Source organism: Vibrio sp. B1REV9 (assembly GCF_905175395.2).
GTDB lineage: Bacteria > Pseudomonadota > Gammaproteobacteria > Enterobacterales > Vibrionaceae > Vibrio > Vibrio alfacsensis.
Genome location: NZ_HG992746.1, coordinates 864,205 through 888,595, shown reverse-complemented (window position 1 = coordinate 888,595; position 24,391 = coordinate 864,205). Strand labels below are relative to the sequence as shown.

Sequence of the window (24,391 nt, the reverse complement as noted above, 5' to 3'; positions counted from 1 at the left end):
ACTTACCACTCCTTATTTGATTGTTGTGGACGTTGTTTTTGCTGAGCTTGTAACTGCATTTGTGCACGAAGTAAAAAACTTGGATCTCGTGCACTTTCTACGGCTTCAAGTCGGCGAAACTCAGGATCATCCTGATGGGTTTTGTCTGGTTGAGCCTGTGCTTGTATTGATTCACCTTTTTGCTCGCCTTGTGTCTCTTCTTGTTTCACTTTTTGTTGCTCAGTTTTTTGCTTTTCTTTTTTATTTTCAGATTTTTGTGGGTTTTGTGACTGCTGTCCTTGCTCTTGTTCAGTGTCATTTTGAGACTTTTGTTGCTGCTGTTGCTGCTGTTGCTGCTGTTGCTGCTGTTGCTGCTGTTGCTGCAGTATTTGATTTTCTTTAAGGAAGTTTTCTTCCTTTTCTGCTGTTGCTGCTTCAGTTTCTCCTCCACAACCGACAGATTCTTTTTAGCCGCCTCAAAATCAGGTTTTTCATCTATCAACTGCTTGTACAAATCGGCGGCGTCTTCGAGCTGGCCATTTTGAGCCAGTGCGTTTGCCAAGTTGTAACGTCCATCAAGCGTCTTATTGTTTGAAAAGGCTTGAATTGCACTTTCATAATCTCCCGCTTGATAGCTTGCGGCACCTTTCCAATTTAGATCGGTAAAGGCACTTTGCGCTTTTTCGTATTCACCTTGTTGGTAGAGTTGCTCGCCTTGTTGGTTTTGGTTTAAGAACGCATTTGCTTCCGCTTTTGGCGTCCAAGTCATTGGCAACACGGAGGCCAGCAGTACCCAAATCATGCCTCGACGAAAGAGCAGGGCTGCCGGAATAAGCAGTAAAGGCAGTAGCCAAAAACCGCCATTTAAGCGGGAATCCATTTTTACGTCTTCACTTTGCTTCGCTGCAAGATGACTACCGGCGTTATCTGTAAATGTCGCAATACTATCAACATCTCGGTTATTGTGTTGGACTGGCACAAATAGGCCACCCGTTTTTTTCGCGAGGGTTTGTAAATTCTTCAGATTGGTTTTAGCGACAATCGTATTGCCTCGCTGGTTTTTCATTTGCGCCCCATCAGGAAGGGCAATTGGCGCGCCGTCTGCTGTACCGATCGCGATAACAGACACACGTATGTCTTTGCCATTTAACAGGCTCAGTGAACGCGTAAGCTCACTGTCATCCAAATCATCCGCTAAAACCACGATGTCGCCTTGATTTACACCTGCCTGGGAGAACTGATCAAGAGCCGTTTCAATTGCTGCGGGCAAATTTGAACCTTGGTAAGGCATGAGCTCCGGAGAGAGATGCTCTATGATGCCTGCAAGCGTACTGGAATCCGTTGTAAGAGGGCTTAAAGTATACGCATCACCAGCATAGGCAACTAAACCTGTTGAGCCTTCTTTCCACTTAGGCAGTAGGTCTAGTGCTTTGTAACGAGTTTGCGTAAGTCGATTTGGTTTTACATCGGTAGCGTACATAGAACGTGACATATCCAACACCAACACTCGGTTCTGACTCAACTCAAAACTTGGACGGGTATTAGATTGCCAACTTGGGCCTGCTAAAGCGATGCAAGCCATTGCCCAAGCAAGTCCCCAGACGAAATAGAAATGCTTCACTTTTACTGAGTGTCCGAGCATTTTTGCTAAGTGTGGGGCAATTAATGATGATTTTTTACCTTTGTACTGGCTGTTGAGAGCAAGCACGACAGGGATAACGAGCAAGCCTAGCAACCAATATGGGGTTAGGAAAGTAAACTCAGCCATGTCTTCTCCTTAATACAAACAGAAACGCGGAAAGAACTAATGCTGCGCTCAGTGGGTAAGGGAACCACTCCGACTGAGGTCGCCAAGTTTGAGTGTCACTAGATACGGGTTCTAATTGATTGATGGTGTCATAGATCTTTTCTAATTCTTGGGCATTACGAGCTCGGAAGTATTGGCCTCCGGTTAGCTGTGCAATCTGGGTGAGTGTTTTCTCATCAAGATCAGATGCGGTGTTTACCTTGCGAGTCATAAAGAAGTCTTTCACCATCATCTCACCAGCGCCTACACCAACGGTATAAATTGTCGCGTTATACTTTTTCGCGATTTTTGCCGCTTCGATAGGATCTAACACACCCGCAGTATTGCTACCGTCACTGAGGAGAATCATTACGCGTTGAGGGGCGTCGCTATCGACAAAGGTTTTTGTACCTAAGCCAATACCATCACCTATCGCAGTGCGTTGGCCGACTAAACCTATAACCGTTTGGTTGATTTGTTGCATGACGGTCTTACGATCGGCAGTGAGTGGTGTTTGTAAGTAAGCATGATCGCCAAACAGCACAACGCCAAGACGATCACCATCGCGCTTCTTAACAAAGTCAGATAGAACTCTTTTTACCGCGGTGAGACGGTCGATATATTCGCCATTATCGTTCATGTCTTCTTTTTGCATTGAGCCAGATAGGTCAACGACTAACATCATGTCACGATATTTAGGTTGAAATTCAACCGGGTCGCCATACCAAACGGGGCGAGCGCAGGCGATAACTAACAATATCCATACACCAATAGATAGGGCTTTTTGTACCCACTGTTTTGGTTTATTGCTGTGTTTGTTATCTGGAAGATATGCCAGTTTGATTTCAGCTTGCTGAGTCTCTTCAGGGAAGAACTTATAAACCAGCCAAGGTAGAGGCAGTAAAAGTAGTGCCCACCACCAGACAAATTCAATGTTCGACCACTGAGAAAGGCTCGAAACGAGAGTTGTCTCAGTCACGAGTTTTTGCCTTTTTCTTTGGTGGCAATGCGGTTGCTATCCAGAAAGCACAATCATCGATGAGGTCTTGGTGGTGCTCTTGGCTAGACTTTTGATAAAGCGCGGCTTGCCATTGTTGTTGTTTGTCTACGAATCGAGTTTCTTTGGTATAACTGTCCAGAAACTCGTACCAAGCAGAGCCCGTCAATGGGGCAATCTCTGCACGAGGAAAATAACTCAAAGCCGCTTGGCGTAATACTTCTAATGCGGACGATGGTGTATGTGGTGTGATTGGATTGATCAATAGTTTCAAAGCGGTCTTTTTAGCTAAAAGGCGCTTGGAACGCCATCTCGCATAGATACAAAGTATGCTTATGATGAGTACGAGAGCACCAAGCACTGCCCACCATCCCCACGCTAGTGGGAACCAATCGGGTGCATTAGGTAGAATTAACGGTTCAAGGTTTAGGCTTTGGTTAGTTGTTGTCATTATTGTTACTACTGCTTGAATTATATGATTTATTTTATCTAGCTTAACTGCGGGATCAGCGGTGAGCCACTCGACAGACTGTTAAATGGAATGGCCATCGAATGACATTGCTGTTTGACGCTCTGTTGGCGTTTCAAAAAATAGGATTCCAGTTCTTTACGTTGCCCTTTCGAACCAAAGTTGAACCATTGGCTACGTTGACCGTCTGAGGCTTTAGCTTGACCTCGGTAATCCGTTTCACCTCGCTCAAGTGGATCGTAAAATTGTACTGCACGAACACTGTTGTGTTGCTTTAATCGACGCAGTTGCAAGAACTCTTTTTCTTCCATCTGTACAAAATCACTCAATAGAATCAACTCGCTACCTTTAGGTGCTAGATTGTGCAGAGCTTCAATTGCGCTCTCGTATGGAAGGTGACGTACACTTTCAACTTGTTGATTGGTAATCAATTGATTGTGAGTATTCACTATTGCATCAAGGATTCTTAGCGCTTGCTTTTGTAGTGATGATGGACGGAACTCAATGCATTTTTGACCATCATCAATCACTGCCCCAATACGATCCTTCTTGGCTAACGTCAGCCAAATCAGCACGCTTGCAAAGTGTGCCAGTTGAACCGACTTCAACACGTATTGCGATCCAAAATGCATGCTAGGGCTCAAATCGATGTACAAGATCACCGCTTGTTCTTTGTCTTCAGCAAACAATTTGGTATGCGCTTTACCCGTTCGTGCGGTGACTCGCCAGTCTATGCTGCGAATATCATCACCAGCTTGATACTGTCTTACTTCCATGAAGTCCATCCCGCGCCCTTTTTGTCTGCTCGTATGGTTGCCACTCATTTGTGACCAAATACTTTGGGCAGGAGGCAACCAACGAACAGATTGAGTACGGTATTGAAGCAATTCTTCGAGGTTTAATGTCACCCCATTTGCATGGGGTGGCAATAGTTTGAGTGCAGACATATTGCCACCTTTTACTTATGCGCTACCGACTAAGCTAAGTAGCTTATCGATCACTTGATTTGTTGTGATGCCCTCTGCTCGGGCGTGGTAACTCAACAATAAGCGGTGACGCAATACCGGGTAAGCCATCGCCTGTACGTCTTCGGGAGACACGAAGTCACGGCCTGCTAACCAAGCGTGAGCACGAGCACAGCGGTCTAATGCAATAGTGGCACGTGGACTCACACCCATCGATAGCCATTTTGCAAGCTCTTGATCGTATTCACTTGGCTGGCGAGTCGCCATAACAAGACGCACAATGTACTGCTCAATGGCATCTGCCATATGAATATTAAGGACTTCTTTACGTGCAGTAAAAATATCTTGCTGACTTAAACTTGGTCGCTCAGTCACCGCTTCGCCTTTTGCTTCTCCGCGGTTAATTCGTAGAATCGCAAGTTCGTGCTCCGCATCTGGGTAATCGACATCCAGATGTAATAGGAAGCGGTCTAATTGCGCTTCTGGCAGTGGGTAAGTTCCCTCTTGTTCAATCGGGTTTTGAGTGGCCATAACCAAGAATAATTCTGGTAAGGCGTAAGTGTGACGACCAGCAGTTACTTGTTTTTCTGCCATAGCTTCTAGCATTGCAGCTTGAACTTTTGCAGGGGCACGGTTGATCTCATCGGCAAGAATTAATGAGTTAAAAATCGGACCAGATTGGAAAGTGAACTCGCCGGTTTCTGGTCGGAAGATATCAGTACCCGTTAAATCAGCAGGCAGAAGATCTGGCGTAAACTGAACGCGATGGAAATCACCCTCAATGCAATCGGCAAGCGATTTTACGGCACGAGTTTTTGCGAGTCCTGGAGGACCCTCAACCAAAATATGCCCATCGGCAAGTAGAGCGATAAGCAGTTGTTTGACGAGATCATGTTGACCAATGATCTGAGACTCTAAATAGCTTTGCAGCGCTTCGAAGTTCGTTTTGTGCATTGTTGAACTCTCTGGGTATCCATTTGATTTTGGTTTTGAGTATTGGTCACTTTCTAGGAGTGAAAAGTTCCACTACGTCTGCGTAATTTATCTTTGCAATATTGGGGCTAAGAAATTGATTGCAAGGCGTGGAAAAGTTTGAATTTACTTGCCAAACAGCTTGTTACATCACGATTGCAAAATTATGTGAGAAATTTCTCTAGTTTTACCTGTTCTAGTCGATATAGATTCCATGCCGCGCATAAGAAAAATGTATGCGCAAATTTTCACGCCTTTGCGCAGAAGTTATCGTCATACAGAAAATAACGAGTGATTCTTTTAAGGTCCAGATATGTTCAAACCTAATTCTCTGAGTATTAAACAGAAAGTGGTACTCGGTATTACTTTTGCTGTTCTTGCATCCACCATCATTGTTGGCGTTATGGCGCAGCATCATGCCCGTCAGGTGCTTAGTCACCGTCTTATTGATATTGAATTGCCCGCCATGTTGCAACAAATCAATACAGAAATTGACCGTGAAGTTGTTCAGATGCAGCAAGCGGCTAAGCAACTGGCAACCAATGAATTTGTGGTTGAAGCGTTATCGAAAACCGATCGCAACCCAGTAGAAGAAGCACTGCTTGTAAATCAACTGAATAATGTAAAATCACAGTACCAGTTGAATGATGCTTCTGTTGCAAACCGTCAGACGGCGTATTACTGGAACCAAAACGGGTTCTTACGTCAGTTAAATCGCTCTCAAGACGGTTGGTTTTTTGGTTTTACGTCATCAGGACAAGGCATGTCTGTTAGTGTATTCCAAGAGACCACTGGTGAAGTTAAGATGTTTGCGAACTACCAAGACCTTGCAGGTATTTCGATGGCGGGCCTGTCTAAGTCAATGGATGACATGGTGAAGCTGCTGAATGGATTCAAAATTCAAGATACGGGTTATGTATTCTTAACCAATAGTAAAGGTGATATTCAAATTCACCGTCAGCCCGGCAAAAATAAAGCCTCTATTCATCAGCTATTTGGTAATCAAGCGTCTAAGTTGTTGAACAAAGACCGCTTTAATTTGGTAACGATGGAGTTTGAGGGACAAGAGATGTTTGTCTCTAGCCAATACGTACCATCAATGGATTGGTTTGTGATTGGCGTAGTGCCAGTCAATGAAGTTTTTGCTGATCTCAACGCTACCGGTGAAAAAATGCTAATGACAACCGTAATTGTTGCGTTGGTGTTCATTGCAATGGGCGTCTTGCTTGCGAATAGCATCACAAACCCGATTAAACAGATTGCGAACCGCTTCACGGATCTTGGCGAGGGTGAAGGCGATCTGTCTCAGCGTATCGAAATTAAAGGCAATGATGAAATCGCACAGCTTTCGAAAGGCTTTAATGGTTTTATTGAAAAAATCCATGCCACGATGAAAGAAGTGTCGCTAACCAGTGGTGCGTTAAGCCAAGCTGCGGAGAGTGTTTCGAGTAAAGCGACATCGACACACGATAATAGTCAAGAGCAACGCGATCAAACGATTCAGGTTGTGACAGCGATTAACCAAATGGGTGCAACGATAAGCGAGATCGCGTCCAATGCAGCAACCGCTGCGGATACGGCGAGTCAAGCTTCAAATAATACGGAAACAGGTCGCCAAGTGGTTACCCAAGCAAAAGAGGTGATCAGTCGTCTTGCGAATGATGTTGAATCGACAAGTATGGTAGTGGTTCAGCTTGCCACAACGACCAAAGACATCGGCTCGATCTTGGACGTTATCCGTGACATTTCTGATCAGACGAACTTGCTTGCACTTAATGCAGCTATCGAAGCTGCTCGCGCAGGGGAGCAAGGACGAGGCTTTGCTGTGGTTGCTGATGAAGTCAGAAACCTTGCCTCTCGTACCGCATCTTCTACAGAAGAAATTCAGAAGATGATTAATCAGCTGCAAAGCGATGCTCAAGATGCGGTTACCGCGATGGAAGCGGGTAAAGCGATTACCTTTGAGGGTGTGACATCAACAGATGAAGCGGTTGAAGTGCTAAAAAGTATTTCGGAACGAATCATGGATATTTCTGATCGCAATACTCAAGTCGCGACGGCCACAGAAGAACAGTCGACGGTGGTTTATACGATAAACCAAAATATTGAAGAGATTAATGCTATCAACGAGATGACCACGGCAACCGCAGAGGAGTTAGCAGATGCCAGTCGCGACCTTCAGGCATTATCCTCCCGCTTAGATAAGATGGTTGGTAGCTTCAAGTTGTAGAGTTGGATAGAATAGTGCTAATTGACAAGTTTCATGACTATAGATTAGGTAAATACTATGAATGACTTCGAAAAAGAACTTGAGCAAATTTCTCAAGAAGCCGCTCAAGAGCCAGAAGTAAAACTGCCATCACTAGAAGAGCAGAAAGAGATTGTAGAACAACTGAAGAAGCTTGAAGCGGAAGGAAATTTGACTCCGGAAGTTCTTGAACAGTACTTTGGTAAGTTCAATCAAAAAAATTCAGTGCCAGTGCACTAATTCACTTCCAGTGCATCAATATGTACTGATGTAAGTAATGAAAAGGGAGTATTCATACTCCCTTTTTTATTGTCGTTTTTATACTACTATCAATACTTGATGGCGGAGCCAGTTATACATAAGTACTACTATTTTCATACTTGACTTTAATGCCTATGTCATCGACCCTAATTATTCATGTCAGATATAGCTAGGGATGGGAGAAATATGGAAAATGATAATAAAAGGAATGTTGTTTTAATCACGGAAGACAGTTTGCAGTCATCCCTATTAAAGGACGTTTTGGAAAGTAAACTCACGATTAACGTTACTTTGATTGCTCCAGATAAACTCTCACCCTCTTCACACTCTTCACACTCTTCACACTCCCTCCCAGATTCAACCTCCGCGATATTGCTTGATAAAAGCGCGCTCAATGAAGAAGCATTCGATAACTACATGCTTGTAAAAGAGGAAAATAATAAAGATACGATCGAAGTCTTATTTAATTGCGATAAGTCTATTTCAACCCAAGAAACATTAGTATGGCCAACATTAGCCGGGATTTTTTACACGTCGGATGACATTGATACCCTGCATACCGGTATTGGGAAAATTCTACAGGGTGATATGTGGTTCAGCCGTAAGTTTTCTCAAGAATATATTATGCATCTACGTAGGCACGGCCGCCCAGTTAACAAGTCGACATCGGCAGTGCTAACGAAAAGAGAACAGCAAATTATGACTTTTCTTTCTATGGGGGCGTCCAATCAGCAAATTGCAAAGCAACTTTTTGTGAGTGAAAACACGGTAAAAACGCATTTGCATAATATTTTTAAGAAAATAGAGGTTAAGAATCGAGTGCAAGCTTTGATTTGGGTGAAAGATAACCTTTCTGACTTACCCGCAGCGGTATAAGATTTTGAACGATAAGAATGTTTTCATTTGCATGTAATATTGCGTTTTCTCACATTTTGCGAGCGTAGATTGTGTTTTCATTCGGGTTTCTTTTAGAAGTAATCATTGTGAATCATGAAAACAGAAAAGCAAAAAATGCTATCGGGTGAACCATACAACGCTTGGGATGATGAACTCTACCAAGCTCGAATTGTATGCCGAAAAACGCTACAAGCCCTAAACAACAGTATTCCAGACACGCAAGAGTGGCGACATGCTATCGACACCTTGATTCCTGATGCTCAAGGGGCCTATTTAGAACCACCGTTTCGTTGCGACTATGGATCGAACATTAAACTAGGTAAAAATTTTTACGCCAATTTTAACTGTGTCATATTAGATGTGGCAGAAGTTCATATCGGAGACAATGTTCTATTTGCGCCAAACGTTCAAATTTACACCGCAGGTCACCCATTGGATGTAAAAGGACGAGTAACGGAAGGCGTGGAATTTGGAACGCCAATTTATATTGGTGACAATGTGTGGTTAGGCGGCGGTGTGATTGTTTGTCCAGGGGTAACGATTGGAGAGAATTCAGTGATTGGTGCAGGTAGTGTCGTGACTAAAGATATACCACCTAATGTGGTTGCAGCCGGAAACCCATGTCGAGTGATTCGAGAAATTGAACAGTGATATATCTGATATGACTGATATGCCCATCACCCACTAGAGCCGATATCAATTCGGCTTTATTTTTATTTGTAGATTAATAAGTTTTGGTATTTACCTGAGTGATTCGCTCTAGATTGAGGATATCTTTCTTCTCATTACCGCCCTAAAATAGACGCCAGTTCAGTAAAATTGAGGCGTGGTTATGTACGACAATAAAGTGGTGTTAGTGACTGGTGGAAGCCAAGGGATCGGTAAGCATCTTGTACAGGCGTACCTCGATCTTGGTGCGACAGTCGTTGTATTTGATGTTGTTTCATCGACGAATTCAGACGTTGATTTTTACCAAGTGGATCTCGGGTGTATAGAACAAATTGATGCCGCTTTTGATCAACTTGAAAGCCGATATGGTCAGGTCGATGTTCTTATCAACAATGGTGCGATCGCTAACTTTACTAAGCCGCTAAGTACTCTAACATTTGATGAATTTTCGAGAGTGATAGATGTTAACCTTAAGGGCGCATTTGCATGTACTCGTCGTTTTATCGCGCTGAACAAGGGATGCTCTTATGGACGAGTCATCAATATAGGTTCGACACGTTGGCATCAAAACGAAGCGGGTTGGGATGCTTATGGCGCATCTAAAGGTGGGGTAGTCTCAATGACACACTCAATGGCTATTTCTCTTTCGGATACACCTATTACGGTGAATGCAGTGAGTCCAGGTTGGATCCAAGTCGAGAATTATGATGATCTAGAGATGTTGGATCATCAACAACATCCCTCTGGCCGAGTCGGAAAAGCAAGGGACATTGTTAATGCTTGCTTGTTTCTTACTCATCCCGACAACGATTTTGTGAATGGCCACAATTTGGTTGTTGATGGAGGGATGAGCAAAAAAATGATTTATCAGGATAGCTAAAGCTCTTGTTCGACCAAACGAAAGTGATTGCGCCCCTGCTCTTTGACTTTGTATAGTTCCTCATCTGCTATATTGAATAGGCTTTCAAAACTCGTTCTTACTGATGGTAATTGAGTAAAGCTAGTTGCACCTATTGAGAGCGTTAAGAGATCTGAGCAAAGAGACGAGGGGTTTTCCATCTTAAGTGATGCGATTCGCTCTTCAAGGTGTGTGAGTCGAGCCCTAATTTGATCACATGACTGGTTGATCGTAATGAGGAGGAATTCATCGCCACCATAGCGAAATAGATATTCCCCTTTATTGTTGAAGACGTCTGTGAGCACTTTTGCTACCGCTTTAAGCGCGAGATCGCCTTGCTGATGACCAAAGCAATCATTAAAGCCTTTGTAATAATCGATGTCGATGATCGCAATGGCGAAGTTCTGCTGCTTTGACTTGGCTCGTTTGATGAGTATTGGTGCGATTTTATCTAACTGATATCGGTTATATAACCCCGTCAGTGGATCCGTTTTTGATAACTTATCAAGTTGCGCATTTGCATGCTGTAAGTGCTGTCGTTGAACAAGGTTCTCTAATGAGATCGCAATGAATCCCGCCAGTTGTTCAAATAAGTAAACATGATGGCGTTGATACTGCTCCGGCAAATGATGTTGGAGTGACAATACACCTAGTGTTCGTTGACCAAGTCGAATCGGCGTTAATATTACAGAGCGTGCAACTTTACTGTTGTCGAAAATAACAAGATCGTGATCCCTACGTTCAGATAAAGGAACATAAGCGCTAATGGACTCTTCGGTGACATTGTTTATGTGGACAGTTTTGCCCGTAGTCACCACATAACTGCCTATATTACGGTCGGTTTTGCAATTGATGGTCAACGGAGACACATGTCCATCGCAATCGTAAAAGTAACGGTAATCTAGTAACTGACTCTCTTCTTCAAAAAGGGCGATACCGAATTCATCGGTTGGAAAAATCGAAGACACTTTTTCATAGATAAAGGGTAAGCTTTGTTCAAGGCTTTGTACGGTCGCAATGCTTTGTCCTACGTGTGTGATCGCCCCAACTTGTTCTTGGACTTGTTTTAGTAACTGGTGTTCTTGTTGCTCAGTAAGCTGGGCGATCTCCTGTTGAAGGTGCTCTGCTTCTTCATTTTGTGCTCTTTGTAAGCGGTGTTGAGTTTGTGCTAAGTAGCCTTTTTGAAAGCGTGTTAGGGTTTCCCACTGCTTTTGTTGTTCGTAAATGACGATTTGTGCTTCACAGTAGCGAGCATAAAATCCGAAATTGTTCTCTGCGTCTACCAATTTAGCCAAGCGATCACATATGTGTTGAGCATCATTGAATTGATGTTCTCTTGTTAAAAATTCGGCAAAGAACGTGAGATTTTCTTGGCTGTTATGCTGATCTTTGACTTGTTTGTATAGTTGGTCGGCCGCTTCAAAATGAAATCGAACTTGTTGAGTATTTGTTTCCCTTTGCTGCATCAAAATTTGAGCGATATAGCCATGAGCGATCGCTTCAATACGTTGATCGGGTATGGCTTTTGCGATGGAGAGTGATTGGTGGAAGTGCTCAAGCGCAGAAAGTGGATCACCAAGTTGACCTAAGCCCATCCCGACATTGAGAAGACAAATTGCTTCATTCACGGGGTTGCACACTTCTAGAGACGCTTTTGCTCCGAGTTGTGCTAGTTCAACAGCTTGAGAATACTTCTCTAATGAAAGGTACAAGTCACTGATGTTTGTATATGCCAAGGAAACGAAGTTGGTATCGAGTAGATGAGAATGGCTCAATACTTCTTGGTATAAATCGTACGCTTGTTGGTAATGCTCTCTATCGGCATAAATCGATGCTAGCAAAACATGGGTTTGAAAACGTAGGGCGATATCGATGGATGAGCAGGCCGCTAAACAAGCTTGATACTGCATGATCGCGGGATCAAGTTCATCATTGCGGTCATGCCTTAATCCGTTAACAAAGCATGTAAATGCTTCTGGCATGGTAAAATCAGTGTGCTGACAAATCTGTTGTATTCGACGTTCAATAAAACTTAACCCATCTAACCCTGGGTAATTTTGCACTCGGGTCAACAAAGCGATGATCTGCATATATGCAGGCGAGTCCATTCCTAGCTCCTTAATTGTCGAGCGCATTCATGCACCAATCTAAATTATTCTCTGAACACCCTGCATCGATTCATTGTTGGCAGCGCATATCGGGTTGTGAAAGAGCACTTCGAGTTGCTCTAGGTAGAGCTTTGCTAACAAGATGTACTTTGCTCAGAATAAACGCTTTGCAAACAATAAACTGAGCGTAAGACGCAGTTGATTTGCTGATTGGGTCTGGTATGAAGCGCGACTTATAATCTTTTCCTCAATATTAATACAGCGTTCGGTTAATGGCGACTGTTATCTTGTCATTTTTGCTAAACAAGTGCTGAGTTGCTAGATCGCTCACGGTGCAGCACTTAGAGTGAGTTTTGTTTTTGTTTCTAATTAATATAAATATTGTGATATTAGTTGTGCATTTTGCCTTTTGTGTATATTTTTCATTAAAACTCCTTTCATTTCAGCTACATTGAAATGTAAGGCACTCAAAGTATACCGTCTGGTTGAATATTCCTATTTCTCTGGCATCGAACGTGGAGAATTAGACGATGATGCTTACGATTTTGCTGCTCTTAGTGAAAAATTCAGAATGTTTGTGAGGATGTAGCATTCAATGCTTTGTGTGAATCTGAATGGAAACTGACAGAAACGTGACATATCGGTTACTTATATTGTCAAAAATATGGCGCTTGATTTTTGACGTCATTATTAGCTTCGAATTAAATCAATGAATAATAGTATTCCCAAGTCATTCTCGGTATGTATGTCGGTCGAGATTAGTTGGGTATGATCATAAAAAGTGGGAAAGTTCTGTGACCATCGTTCAACGTTATTTAGCCATATTCATGCTGACTTTTTTCGCCTCAGCCCATGCGATAGCAGCTAATGAAATAGACATTTCTTTTAGCCCTACGTCAGGAACCTATTATGAAAATGGGCAAGTCATTTCGTATTCCATTGAAGTAAGCAATACAACCGCGAGTATCCTTAGAGGCGTTTCGGTCACGAACGCTATTTGGGATGTTATGTCGGGCTCTAGCGCCGCATTTAGCAACATTTCGATAAGTGATTCACATACTCTTGGCTCTAATGCGGGGACTTATAAAGACAAGGATACGAACTTAGATGTCGTTGGAGCAAGCCTTCTCCCATTTGGTCGAATTACCTACCAGATCGAAGCAACGGTGGCCGATGATGCCGCTGGTGATATCATCTTAGGTGGAACGGTTGTAAAAGCACAGATTGCAGGTGTTGAACAAATCTATGAAAATAAAAAAGAAATCACATTTACACCTGCCGAGTATAAATACACACTCGATGCCATTGTAACGCCGTCCGAGTACGAGGTAGGGAAGGCATTGCGCTATACCTTAACGGCGACCAATACGGGGATATTTGCCGTTCGAGGATTAGATATCGAACAAGCGTTTATGGCTTTGACGGGCGAAACACAATCAGGCAGTTCCGCCTCGCCATTTAGTGATGTTTCTATTACTGCGGTTGCGTCTTCTGGTAGTGATCCGGGGTCTTATTCGGCGTCTGATAACTTATCTGTTAAAGATGCGACGATTTCAGTCGGTGGATACATTACTTATACCATTACCGCAACGGTCGCTAATGATCTCGTGTCGAATATTGTTACCAGTGCCACCTCGAAAACTCGCTCTGGAACGTTAGATAGTAACGAACTCAATACGCCCCCTGCGAGACCAGATATTGAACTGTCACATCGTTTACTATCAACTACGCCATACTTGATCAATGGTGTGGTCAATATCGAAGTAAAAGCAACAAACATCAGTGGCGGTATCGCGCATGAATACCACATAAAACAGAATATTCAGGACATTGTGTCAAGTAATGGCTTAGCGAATGATCTGTCTAACAATTTTGATCATACTGATGTTGATGGTAACCCATTTTCAACATGGAACGTGAGCGTCACCAATATCGGTGGGAAATCCCAATCTTCTTATCAAAGCGGTCCTCAAACAGATGTAGATTTTGATGATACGGTCTCCATTTATCCTGGAGAAGCGATTACTTACAATATTAAAGCGACCTTAACCCCAATTACCATCGGGACGCTGCAAGGTTTTACGGCGTCTGTTGTTGATGACGCAGGTACGATTGTTCAAACCACGACTGTCTCCGACACAGTGGAGGCAGAAAAAGTGCTCAGTGTCTCTGATTCTGATATCTCGATATCTAAAACGACGAGCGCAAGTGAATACGTGCCTGGTGGCGAGATTGAATATGAAATTACTGTGACCAACGGCTCATCAAAGTATTTTGCTAACAACCTTTTGGTACAAGACAACTTGACTTGTGTGATTACCGAGCAAGCGGGCGGTTCGGGTGATGGACAGGCCTTTGAAAAGTGGAAAGTTGATGTTATCTCCGGCCAAGATTCAAATGGCTCTGATCCAGGTAGTTTCAATTACGGAGCGTGGAGCTCTAGCCCTATCTCTCTTACTCCGGATATTGCGCCGGGGCAAACCATAAAGTACAAACTGACCGCAAAAACAAATGACAGCAGCATGGGCCTGATTTTGGACAATGACCCAAGCTGTTCAAGTGACAATGTCACGGAGGAGGGGTCTGGTGTTCAAACTCCAGATGATAACTTGCGTGCGGGTAAAGATGTCGATAGTCGTTTCTATTCCTCTGGGCAAGCGCTGACTTACACTATTACGATAACGAACGATGGCGATGGTTTTGCCGATCAAGTTCAAGTATTGGATGATTTATCTGCGGTTGAAACTCAAGATATTAGAGGCAATACGATTCCTGCATATTCTGATTGGACGATCACAGCCCATGCATATAAAGAGGATGGCAGTGATGCGACTGCCTCAGATACGGGGATCACGGGTGAAATCAAATACCCAAATAATCTCAATGTTATCGCAACACTTCAGCCTCACTCTTATATTGAGTACACCATCGTCGCTCAGACCGATCCTGTGGCGAATGGGCATATTCAAAACCAAGTGACCGTCGATGGGTCTGTTTATGCAGACCGAGGGTCAGATCCTAGAGATTTCGCGATCGAATTAGACAAGCGAGTAAAAACGAACACAGATACGGGTTTTCATGCAGAACAAACGGCGTATTCAAAATTAGATACGGAAGTGACGTATGAAATTCGGTTAAAAAACGCGAAAGAAAATGGTTACGCAACTAATGTCAAAGTGAAAGACACGCTATCTACGATTACGGCAGGTATATTGGAACCGGATGGTGTGACTAAACCTGTGTTTAAATCATGGCAAATTAGTGCAGAGATTAAGTCCGACGATCCAAGATTGGATGGTAATGGGACATACACCGATGTTGGTTCATTTTCAGACAACAATGATCTGGATACCACCGCGCAGATCCCACCTAATGTCGAGGTGGTCTATACGATTGTAGCGCAGATCGATCGTACTAATGAAGATGAAATCATATTCACACGGTTTAACAATACAGCAGAGATCAAAACTCCAGACTCGATCGTTCAATCCTCTGCGACCGATACTGCGGTTGTTTACCCGCATGATCCAAAAGTAATTGTGGCAAAAACCACATCGAATGATGAGTTTATTCCTGGGCAGTGGGTTAACTTTAAGGTGACCATTGTAAACACGGGACCTGGGTATGCGAATGAAGTGCGTGTTACCGATGATATTATTGGGCTTGGGGCTTTCTCTGAATGGACCATCACCTCTTATACAGACTCAAACAATTCACCATTTAAAACGGGCAGTAACGCGGGCTCGAAGCGCGATTATCCAGACAATGGCAACATCAATACACGCATCGACATTGACCCTAGAATAAATGGCACCGAGGGGTATGTCGTCTATGACATCAGAGGCAAAGTCAAAGCAGATTATTCACAAGATGAAATCTCGAATACCGCTGAAATTTATGACCCTGCTACAAACCTAAACCAATCCTCTTCTGCAGAAATTGGGGGGACATCAGGCGAAAAGCTGAATGTGTCCATTCTTAAAACGGCAGACAAAGTGCGTTTCTCCCCTGGTGATGACGTGACCTATGAAATTCGCGTTCTGAATAATGGCTCTAACCCAGAGACAGGCTTGAAAGTGGTCGATCTTTTAAATGAGATCCGTGCGGTGCTTGCTAATGACAAAGATGATCATTATGCCGATCTCTATGATCAAAAACCATTTGAGTATTGGCAGTTTGATTTTGGGTCAGGCTTCCAAGCTAAGACTAACGAAGATTTTGTTTATCCGCCGGGCAACGCCTCAAATACGATGACTCTCGATGCAGGGGAGTTGCGTACGTTTAGAATTAAAGCGCGTGTTAAGGATAACGTGATTGGCTCTCAAGATGCTGGAGGTAGCTTAAATAATAAGATTGAAAACGATGCGTACATCTATCGTGATATTGGTCAGGTAACAGAAGAGTCGCACGTTTCTCATCATGAAATGGAGCGTGCTGATAATGGCGGAGATGTGGTCCGTAAACTGCTTGTTAACGGCGTCGAAACTCAATTTTATTCTCCGGGCGATACGTTAACGTATCAAGTGACCGTATCTTCCCAAACCGGTTACGTAAACAATTATGGCGTCTCAGAGGATATTGAAAGTGTTAAGACGCAGCTTCTTGATGGAACACTAGCAACCCCATTCGAGACGGGCTTTACCGTTGATGTTTCTAAAAAAGATTCGAATGGTGGTCAAGGAACAACCGATGGCACATTAGATGGCACAGTTGCAGATAATCAGAATATTGATACAACAATCGATGTGGCTGGTGGCGATTCCGTAACATTCGAAGTTGAGGGCGTAGTACGAGAAGACGCGGTTGGAACCATAACGATTGGCGGTATTACCGTCGTTCCTAATAGCTATCATCTGTCATTTACCAAAACAGTTGACCAAGTAAGCTACGAGCCGAATCAGCCACTGGTATACCGCCTGACGATAGAAAATGACGGTAAAGGCAATGCCTACAATATCCCTGTGGTTGATAGTTTGTCGTCTATTGAAACCGATTTGATCGACGGTACACCGGGTAAGGCATTCGATTCAGGTTGGACGATTGATCAACGCATAGTCAGTGGCAGTAGTAAAGCAATCATGGATTTAGATGGTTCGATTGCAAATAACAAAGACATTCGTACGCACGCGTCGATCCCCATGGGGACCAAAGTTGAATACAAAGTCACTGCAAAGGTCAATGAGAAAGCGATTGGCGAGATATTGAACTTGTTAACCGTTGATGGTGATACCGTCAGTGCAAAAACAAAAGCTTCGGCAGAAAAGTTTAATTTTGCGAAACACGTAACGCGTATTTTTGATAGTAATGGTACGACCGAGTTGAATGGTGGGTATACACCTGGTGGCTACATTGAGTATGAAATTACGTTAAAGAATCTTAATAACGTCCACATCAATGATATGCCGATTAAAGATGAGATCAGTAAAATTCAAACACAGTATCTTGATGGTACGGTTGGAAGAGCATTTGATTCTTGGACGATTACAACTGCAGTCGATGCAAGTGGCATCAGTGATGCTGGGAGTGTAACAAACAGTAGTGATATTGATACCCAGTTTAACTTGGCGGCGAACAGTTTTGCTTCGGGTGACACTTTTGTTGTGTATACCATCAAGGCAAAAATCAGTGAAAAAGCAGTAGGCCAAATACTGAATATTGCGGTGGTAGATAACAAGCAAAATTTAGTTTCAGAACCCGTCAATATGCTTCCAGCTAAAATTACGAAGTTGCATAAAGCATTTACTGACAACTCGCTGTCTACTCATAAAACAACGTATAACCACACCAGTGATGGTAAAAAAGTGGTTTATCACTTGAGAATAGAAAATAACGGTAAAGGCTTGGAATACAACAAGTCTTTGCAAGAACTGTTTTCTAAAGTCAAAGTTCGTGTCGCCCAAAATGCAGCAGGTGAGGCAGATAACCAAACCCTACCAGCTTTTGAACAATATGGTTGGGATGTCACCGTTACAACGTCAGGTGAAGCAACGACAGACATTGGTGGTTATACCGGTGGAACAAACTCTGACATTGATATCCCGATATTGTCTATTGCCCCAGGGGGATGGATTGATTTTGTGATGGAGTCACAGGTCCGTTTTGACGCCCTTGATCAGATAGTCGCGAAACCGAAGTACAACGGTTCGAACTTTAGTGCGGCGAAAATTATTCCAGATAGTGCCAATTTGACGGTAGAGAAAGCGATCGTCTCGATAGCGGGTAAGCCATATGCTACGAATGATACTTACAAACCAGAAGATGAGGTGATCTACAAGTTTACTGTTGCCAATACGGAACCTGTTTGGCGCGATCAAACGGTGATTCAGGACATCATATCGAATGTGCGAGTTGAGGTAATTGGTGGCATGACGAAGTCGGCATTTTCCGATACCGATATCACTCATACGTTTACTTCATCAGGCACAAGTGGCAACCAAGATACTTACATTGGAGCTTATGACCGTTCTGATGATTTAGATCTGCTGGTGGATATTGCCCCTGAAGAAGTGATGGAATTCACCGTTAAAGGGAAAATTCGCCCGGATGCGCTTGGTGACATTGATGGCAATACCGGTAAAGCAGGGAATCATACGGATACCACGGAAATCATTCCACCAGTCGCTCCTGTTCTGGTTGTGACTAAAACCGTTATTGGTACTACCGCGGATGAAATTGGTCCAAGCTGTACGTTCCCGTCTGATACAGGTACAGACTGTCACTATAACCCTGGTGGGCAGGTTCAATATCAGGTTACCGTTCAAAATACAGGTGAAGGTATTGCTAACGATGTGAGCATCGTAGATAAGTTGAACGAAATAGATACATCCCTCGGAGGATCTGCGTTTACAGACTACAGTGTTGCGGTTGTTAGCGCTCCTGACCCAGATCGTTTCTCTATAAGTGGCCAATATCAAGGTAACGTGCCTCTTGATGCTACGTTTGACTTGATGCCAACTGATATTGTCGTATTTGAGATCGATGGTGTTGTAGCAACCGACGCGACAGGAACCATCACAAACGTTGCGACTGTCGATGGAGTGGATAGTAATGATGTTACTTTGAATCAAGGCACATCAAGCTTAACAGCTGAGAAGTCGACTACGACACCGACCTATACCCCCGGTTCTGAAATTGTCTATCAAATCCGAGTTCGAAATGAGACGACGAATAACGAGTTGATTGATATTCAAGATACGATTACGGCTTACAAGGTTCAAACAGCAAGTGGTAAAGAAGAGGTTGCGCTGAAAGATTGGACAGTTTCTGCGCAAATTGTAGATCCTGGTCTTGACGCTACTTTTACTAAAGTTGATTTAATTAATGCAGCACCCGCGGATAAGGACATCAATGTAGAGGATGTTCCCATGAGTGGTAAGGCAGAGATACTTATCGAAGTTGTCGGCCACGTCCGCGATGATGCTGTTGGTGAGTTCACTAACCAAATTAAAGGAAGACTAGCCTCTAGTACCGATTTCTATACATACAACTTACGTGAAAAGTTCATCTATCCAGAACCGGGAACACTTACAGTTTCGAAAGTCACCTCAACGACTTCTGCGATTTACCATCCGGGAGATACGATTGGTTACGACATTGAGGTGAAAAACACCGGTACAGGTTATGCGACCGATGTTCTGATCTCAGACCTTTGGAAGACGATTCGTGCTGAAAAAGCAGGTGTGACATTGCCTGTGCGCGCTTTTGATTCTTGGTCAGCTACGTCAGTGAGTGTTGATGGTAAAGATCCAACCCTGACTCAACCAATTTCGGGCTCTGAGGTGACTGGTGACAATGGTTATCAGATTCGTTACAACATTCACCCAAATCACACCGTCAAGCTTCATATTGAGGGGGTTGTTAAGGACGATCTTGTTGGCGACATCACTAACGTCGTTGAGGTCACGGATTCCAGTGGAACTCAAACTGCGGATGCCACCTATGTTGCGGCAACTGCGGAGTTAACCGTCTCAAAAGAGGTGGACAAAGCTCAATATGAATCAGGAGATTCACTCAATTACACCATTAAGATTGAAAATACCACGAACAACTGGGCAAATGATGTTGAAGTGAAAGACCTCGTTAATGACATTACTTCGACCAATGTGACAGGGGCGACGGTCATCGCGTTTGAATCGGGTTCAATTTTCTTTAATGCGTCATCAAAAACAGGCGAAACTAAATTCCCAGCAGCCACAGGTGAATTCTTAGATGGTAGCTTGGACATAGGCCCTGCAGATGTAGTCACGATTACCGTTGAAGGGCAACTTGATCCTGAAGTTGTCGGTGATGTGACGAACATTGTTGATGTGACTTATAACGGTATAAAGAAAACTGCGGAAGCGACCAGTACCGCAAAGATCCCAGATCTGACGTTTACTAAAGAACCGATGGTAGAGTTTTATAGCCCGAATCAATCTGCTGGGTACATTTTAAAAATTGTTAATGAGGGGAACAGCTACGCAAATGACATCAACCTCAAAGACGAGATTGGTGCATTATCGGTTGTGACGATTGACGGTTCAACGAATCAAGCATTCTTACAATGGGCGGTTCAGTATGTCACAGGCAGTTCATTAACCACGGTTGATAAGAACGAGTTAGTGGTGAATCAAAATATTGATTACAACATCGACCTTGCGCCTAGAGACACCATAACTTTGTATATTATTGGACTTGTTAATGGTGAAGCGACTGGCGATATCGTTAACCAAGCAACGCTTAATCATAATGGTAAAGACACAACGGCAACGGCGACGTTACAACCTTATCCTGGCGATATTGTCATCGAAAAAACAACGGATGAACGTTACTACCAACCAGGAGAGCTCTCAACATTCCGAGTTAAAGTGACGAACAATGGTTCGGGTTTTGCCGCAAATGTGCAGTTAGAAGATCTTATTTCCGAACTAAAAGTGGAGACCTCCGGCGGGGCAATAGAATCCGCGTTACGTGATTGGACAATTGTCACGAGAAAAGGCGATCCTCGTACAAATATCGAAAAAGTACCGGGTCCGAATGACAATATTGATACCCGTTTAGATATTGCGCCTAGCGATACTGTTGAATTTGCTATCACAGGTACGGTGAATAATAGTGCGGTGGCAAATATCGTGAATACGGCAAGTGCTGAATTCGGCGGTGCAATATTGGATGCGACAGCAACGCTAGAAACTCTCCCTGAAGAGGTGTGGATAGAGAAAACTGTCGAATCACCGACATATATTCCGGGTGAGAATGCTGTATTCCACGTTCGTGTTTATAACGGAACGGACGGCTTCGATAATGACATTAAGCTTGAAGATATTTTGTCCGGCATAAAAGCCATCAATATTCACGGTGTCAATGAGCGTGCATTTGAGAGTTGGACGATTGAAACCACTACGAATGACAATCGTACAACGGTTACACCGATGCCAATGGACGATCAAGATATTCGTTCAGTGATTGATATTGCGCCGCATGACATTGTTGAATTTACGATTACTGCAAAAACCAACCCATTAGCCGCGAGTGAAATTACCAATATCGCGACGGCAGATCTGAATGGTACAACACAACAATCTAGCGCAACCATTCAGCCTCAGTCACAAGGAATCTCAATCGAGAAAACGGCAGATACGGAATACTACGTGCCGGGAACTGAAGCGACATTCCGCGTTAAGGTCAAGAATGAGGGGACGGTGCCAGCAACCGATGTCGATGTTCAAGATGCGATCAGCAGCCTAGAGGTCTTTCGACTTGATGGTACTAGAGTCAAAGCGTTTGATTCTTGGCGAATTGACGTAAATAAAAACGATCCTGAAACAGAAATTACAAACATACCAAGTGTGAATTCGGATATTGAGTCTACGTTGATCATCGCAGCAAACGATGAAGTTGAGTTCGTTATCACCGGTCTTGTTAATCAATACGCGACAGGTGAGATTGAGAATACAGCGAGCGCGACATTCAGAGGCGAAACTCAGGACGCAACTGCAACGCTGTTCGCCATGCCGGAGTCTATCAAGCTTGAGAAGACCGTTGACGATGAGTATTACCGTCCAGGTGAAAGCGTGACTTATCACGTGGTGTTAAGTAATGAATCCGGCTCGTTTACCGAGGAGATAGTGCTCAAGGATCTTCTCTCTGAGTTGAAAGTGAATACGATTCATGACACCGAAGCCGAAGCATTTACCAGTTGGCGTATAACAAGCTCATACACTGACGATCGCACCATCGTGCTACCACAGATTCAAGGTGACAATCTGGATGTGAATAGTCGTGTAATCCTCGCGCCAAACGACAAGTTAGACATCGAAATTACAGGTGTTGTCAATGTGGATGCAATGGGGGAAATCACCAACCATGCCTATGCTTATGACAAGTCAGAAAGCGATGTATTGGCAGACGATTTCGTAACTATCAAACCACAACCTATCATCCTGTCGGTAACGAAAGTCGCGGATAAAGCAGAATACACCAACGACGATGATGAAATTACCTTCACAATGACTGCGACCAACCGAGGTTCTTCGGATGCAGAAAGCGTCAACCTGTTGGATGAAATCGACAAGCTGATTGGTAAAAATGGCAATCCATTGTTCACCACATGGAAAGCGATCATCACCGAGCTTAAGTCTGGTGTTGTGGTTTCTGTCGATTCAGATAGTAACGTCGATTCAAACCACACCATGAAAGCGTATCAAGGTAATGAATATGAAATTGTAGTGACGGGTGAAATCAACCAAGGCATTGATGACAACTTTACTAACGTCTTTACCGCAACAGCGTCGACAGGTGAAGTCGCATCCGCCTACGTCACGATCAAGGTTAAGAAGCAAGCCTACAACGAAGGCATGCTGAAAGTGACCAAGGTAGCGAGCAAATCAGAAGCAAGTGTTGGTGAAGTCGTTGAGTACGAAGTCGTTATCACCAACGAAAACGACAATCCATTCACGGGTGTGCGTTTGGTTGACCGCTACCCAGGTGGTTTCGTTTACCTCCCGGACTCGACGGAGATGGTCAATAGCGGCCCTGATGGTGTATTTGATACCTCGGATGACATCCAAATAACAGTTGAGCCAACGAAGACCAATCAACTGTTCTTCGAAGTGGGCGACATGAATATCTACGGTAAGGGCGATTCGAAAACCGCTGATGCTGTGCGTATTCGTTATCTGATGCGTGTGAGTGTCGGGGCAACGTTCGGTGTTTATACCAATACAGCTTGGGCTGAAGCGCCACCTGCAGAGATCTTTTCAGCACAACGTGCTACGACCAGTTATGTGGTGAAATCGAACCTTGCTAGTGCGACGGTAGAAGTGATGCCAGACAAGGTATTCGATACCGCTTCAATCATCGGCAAGGTGTTTGAAGATCACAATGGGGATGGTTTCCAAGCCGATGCGACCGCGGATGATATCTACATCGATATTGATCTTGCCGCAGGTGACTACATTCCGGGCTCAACTTTCATCACTCAAGATGGTGTTGAAACACAACTTAAAGACGTGAAAGCGAAACTGAAAGGCCAAGACGTCGTGATGTCGAGTGTGGACAAAGGTTATGAAGTCGATGAGCTGTACGGCCTGTCTCGTAACCGTACCCTCGAACACAGCAACAAAGTGGTGTTCCAGTTTAATACACGAACTCGCCAAGGTTTCTCGTTCAAGGTGACGACGGATAATGGCACGCATATTGAGTTTGATAAGCAAGGTCAGGCGATTACCAAGCATAAAGGAGATAAGAAAAAAGGCTTGTCGGCAGAGAACATCGACGTGGTGAGAAACCTCTACCGAGATGGTGACCATTACCTTTGGGAGATCATAGTGGAGAACAAGGGGATTTACGAGGATGGTATTCCGGGGGTTCGCTTGCTTACCGTCGAAGGCATCATCATCGAGACAGACCAATATGGTCGATACCATGTACCAGATCAGTGGGTGTTGAATAAAAAAGGCAAGCAGTTCCTCGTTAAGGTGGACACAGACTCCTTACCAACAGGCATGAAAGTGATCAGTGAGAACCCGAAAGTACGCCGAATCACACCAAATAAACTGACGAAATTCAACTTCAGCATCAAAAGTAGTGGGGATGATTAACCGTTCGTAGTACAGACGTAGGCTGTGTATCACGCAGCTAAGCACTCAAGCGGTTAAGCAGG

11 protein-coding genes and 1 pseudogene are annotated in these 24,391 nt (G+C 43.8%); 6 read left to right on the top strand and 6 right to left on the bottom strand.

The window, feature by feature from the left end; genetic code table 11:
* Positions 1-2: 2 nt before the first annotated feature.
* The 5 genes and pseudogenes from KHN78_RS18035 to KHN78_RS18015 form a co-directional block, all read right to left on the bottom strand.
* Positions 3-1,747 (bottom strand): annotated as a pseudogene (locus KHN78_RS18035) (vWA domain-containing protein).
* Positions 1,740-2,744 (bottom strand): vWA domain-containing protein, encoded by a 1,005-nt coding sequence (locus tag KHN78_RS18030; RefSeq protein WP_211917829.1) that lies wholly within the window; start codon positions 2,742-2,744, stop codon positions 1,740-1,742. The pseudogene KHN78_RS18035 and the gene KHN78_RS18030 overlap by 8 nt, the downstream one beginning before the upstream one ends.
* Positions 2,737-3,213, bottom strand: coding sequence for a DUF4381 domain-containing protein (locus tag KHN78_RS18025; RefSeq protein ID WP_211917827.1), 477 nt, complete (start codon positions 3,211-3,213; stop codon positions 2,737-2,739). The genes KHN78_RS18030 and KHN78_RS18025 overlap by 8 nt, the downstream gene beginning before the upstream one ends.
* A gap of 38 nt (positions 3,214-3,251) precedes the next feature.
* A complete protein-coding gene (locus KHN78_RS18020; RefSeq protein ID WP_128812678.1) occupies positions 3,252-4,178 on the bottom strand; it encodes a DUF58 domain-containing protein in 927 nt (308 codons plus the stop codon).
* 15 nt (positions 4,179-4,193) lie between these two features.
* Positions 4,194-5,150 (bottom strand): AAA family ATPase, encoded by a 957-nt coding sequence (locus tag KHN78_RS18015; protein WP_211917825.1) that lies wholly within the window; start codon positions 5,148-5,150, stop codon positions 4,194-4,196.
* A 331-nt stretch (positions 5,151-5,481) separates the two neighbouring features.
* Here KHN78_RS18015 and KHN78_RS18010 point away from each other — a divergent pair, with 331 nt between their 5' ends.
* The 5 genes from KHN78_RS18010 to KHN78_RS17990 all read left to right on the top strand — a co-directional run bounded on the left by KHN78_RS18010 (position 5,482) and on the right by KHN78_RS17990 (position 10,123).
* Complete coding sequence (locus KHN78_RS18010) at positions 5,482-7,398, top strand: methyl-accepting chemotaxis protein (protein ID WP_211917823.1); 1,917 nt, start codon at positions 5,482-5,484, stop codon at positions 7,396-7,398.
* A 57-nt stretch (positions 7,399-7,455) separates the two neighbouring features.
* Positions 7,456-7,656, top strand: coding sequence for a restriction endonuclease subunit S (locus tag KHN78_RS18005; RefSeq protein ID WP_211917821.1), 201 nt, complete (start codon positions 7,456-7,458; stop codon positions 7,654-7,656).
* 207 nt (positions 7,657-7,863) lie between these two features.
* A complete protein-coding gene (locus KHN78_RS18000) occupies positions 7,864-8,553 on the top strand; it encodes a LuxR C-terminal-related transcriptional regulator (protein ID WP_211917819.1) in 690 nt (229 codons plus the stop codon).
* A gap of 114 nt (positions 8,554-8,667) precedes the next feature.
* Entirely contained in the window at positions 8,668-9,225 is a 558-nt protein-coding gene (locus KHN78_RS17995; protein ID WP_211917817.1) for a sugar O-acetyltransferase, read from the top strand.
* A gap of 181 nt (positions 9,226-9,406) precedes the next feature.
* Positions 9,407-10,123 carry an SDR family NAD(P)-dependent oxidoreductase gene (locus KHN78_RS17990; protein ID WP_211917815.1) on the top strand — a complete coding sequence of 239 codons (717 nt, stop codon included), beginning with the start codon at positions 9,407-9,409 and terminating at the stop codon, positions 10,121-10,123.
* Here the strand turns inward: KHN78_RS17990 and KHN78_RS17985 are convergent.
* Positions 10,120-12,249 (bottom strand): diguanylate cyclase, encoded by a 2,130-nt coding sequence (locus KHN78_RS17985; RefSeq protein WP_211917813.1) that lies wholly within the window; start codon positions 12,247-12,249, stop codon positions 10,120-10,122. The two genes, KHN78_RS17990 and KHN78_RS17985, sit on opposite strands and share 4 nt — an antisense overlap.
* A 1,007-nt stretch (positions 12,250-13,256) precedes the next feature.
* Here KHN78_RS17985 and KHN78_RS17980 point away from each other — a divergent pair.
* Positions 13,257-24,329, top strand: a complete 11,073-nt coding sequence (locus tag KHN78_RS17980) for a hypothetical protein (protein ID WP_411912358.1) — start codon at positions 13,257-13,259, stop codon at positions 24,327-24,329.
* Positions 24,330-24,391: the final 62 nt, after the last annotated feature.

Excerpts from the sequence above, each read along its gene's own strand:
- KHN78_RS17990 (WP_211917815.1), top strand. The coding sequence starts at position 9,407 with ATGTACGACAATAAAGTGGTGTTAGTGACTGGTGGAAGCCAAGGGATC.
- KHN78_RS18015 (WP_211917825.1), bottom strand. The coding sequence starts at position 5,150 with ATGCACAAAACGAACTTCGAAGCGCTGCAAAGCTATTTAGAGTCTCAG.
- KHN78_RS18010 (WP_211917823.1), top strand. The coding sequence starts at position 5,482 with ATGTTCAAACCTAATTCTCTGAGTATTAAACAGAAAGTGGTACTCGGT.
- KHN78_RS18025 (WP_211917827.1), bottom strand. The coding sequence starts at position 3,213 with ATGACAACAACTAACCAAAGCCTAAACCTTGAACCGTTAATTCTACCT.
- KHN78_RS17980 (WP_411912358.1), top strand. The coding sequence starts at position 13,257 with ATGTCGGGCTCTAGCGCCGCATTTAGCAACATTTCGATAAGTGATTCA.
- KHN78_RS18000 (WP_211917819.1), top strand. The coding sequence starts at position 7,864 with ATGGAAAATGATAATAAAAGGAATGTTGTTTTAATCACGGAAGACAGT.
- KHN78_RS17995 (WP_211917817.1), top strand. The coding sequence starts at position 8,668 with ATGAAAACAGAAAAGCAAAAAATGCTATCGGGTGAACCATACAACGCT.
- KHN78_RS18005 (WP_211917821.1), top strand. The coding sequence starts at position 7,456 with ATGAATGACTTCGAAAAAGAACTTGAGCAAATTTCTCAAGAAGCCGCT.
- KHN78_RS18020 (WP_128812678.1), bottom strand. The coding sequence starts at position 4,178 with ATGTCTGCACTCAAACTATTGCCACCCCATGCAAATGGGGTGACATTA.
- KHN78_RS17985 (WP_211917813.1), bottom strand. The coding sequence starts at position 12,249 with ATGGACTCGCCTGCATATATGCAGATCATCGCTTTGTTGACCCGAGTG.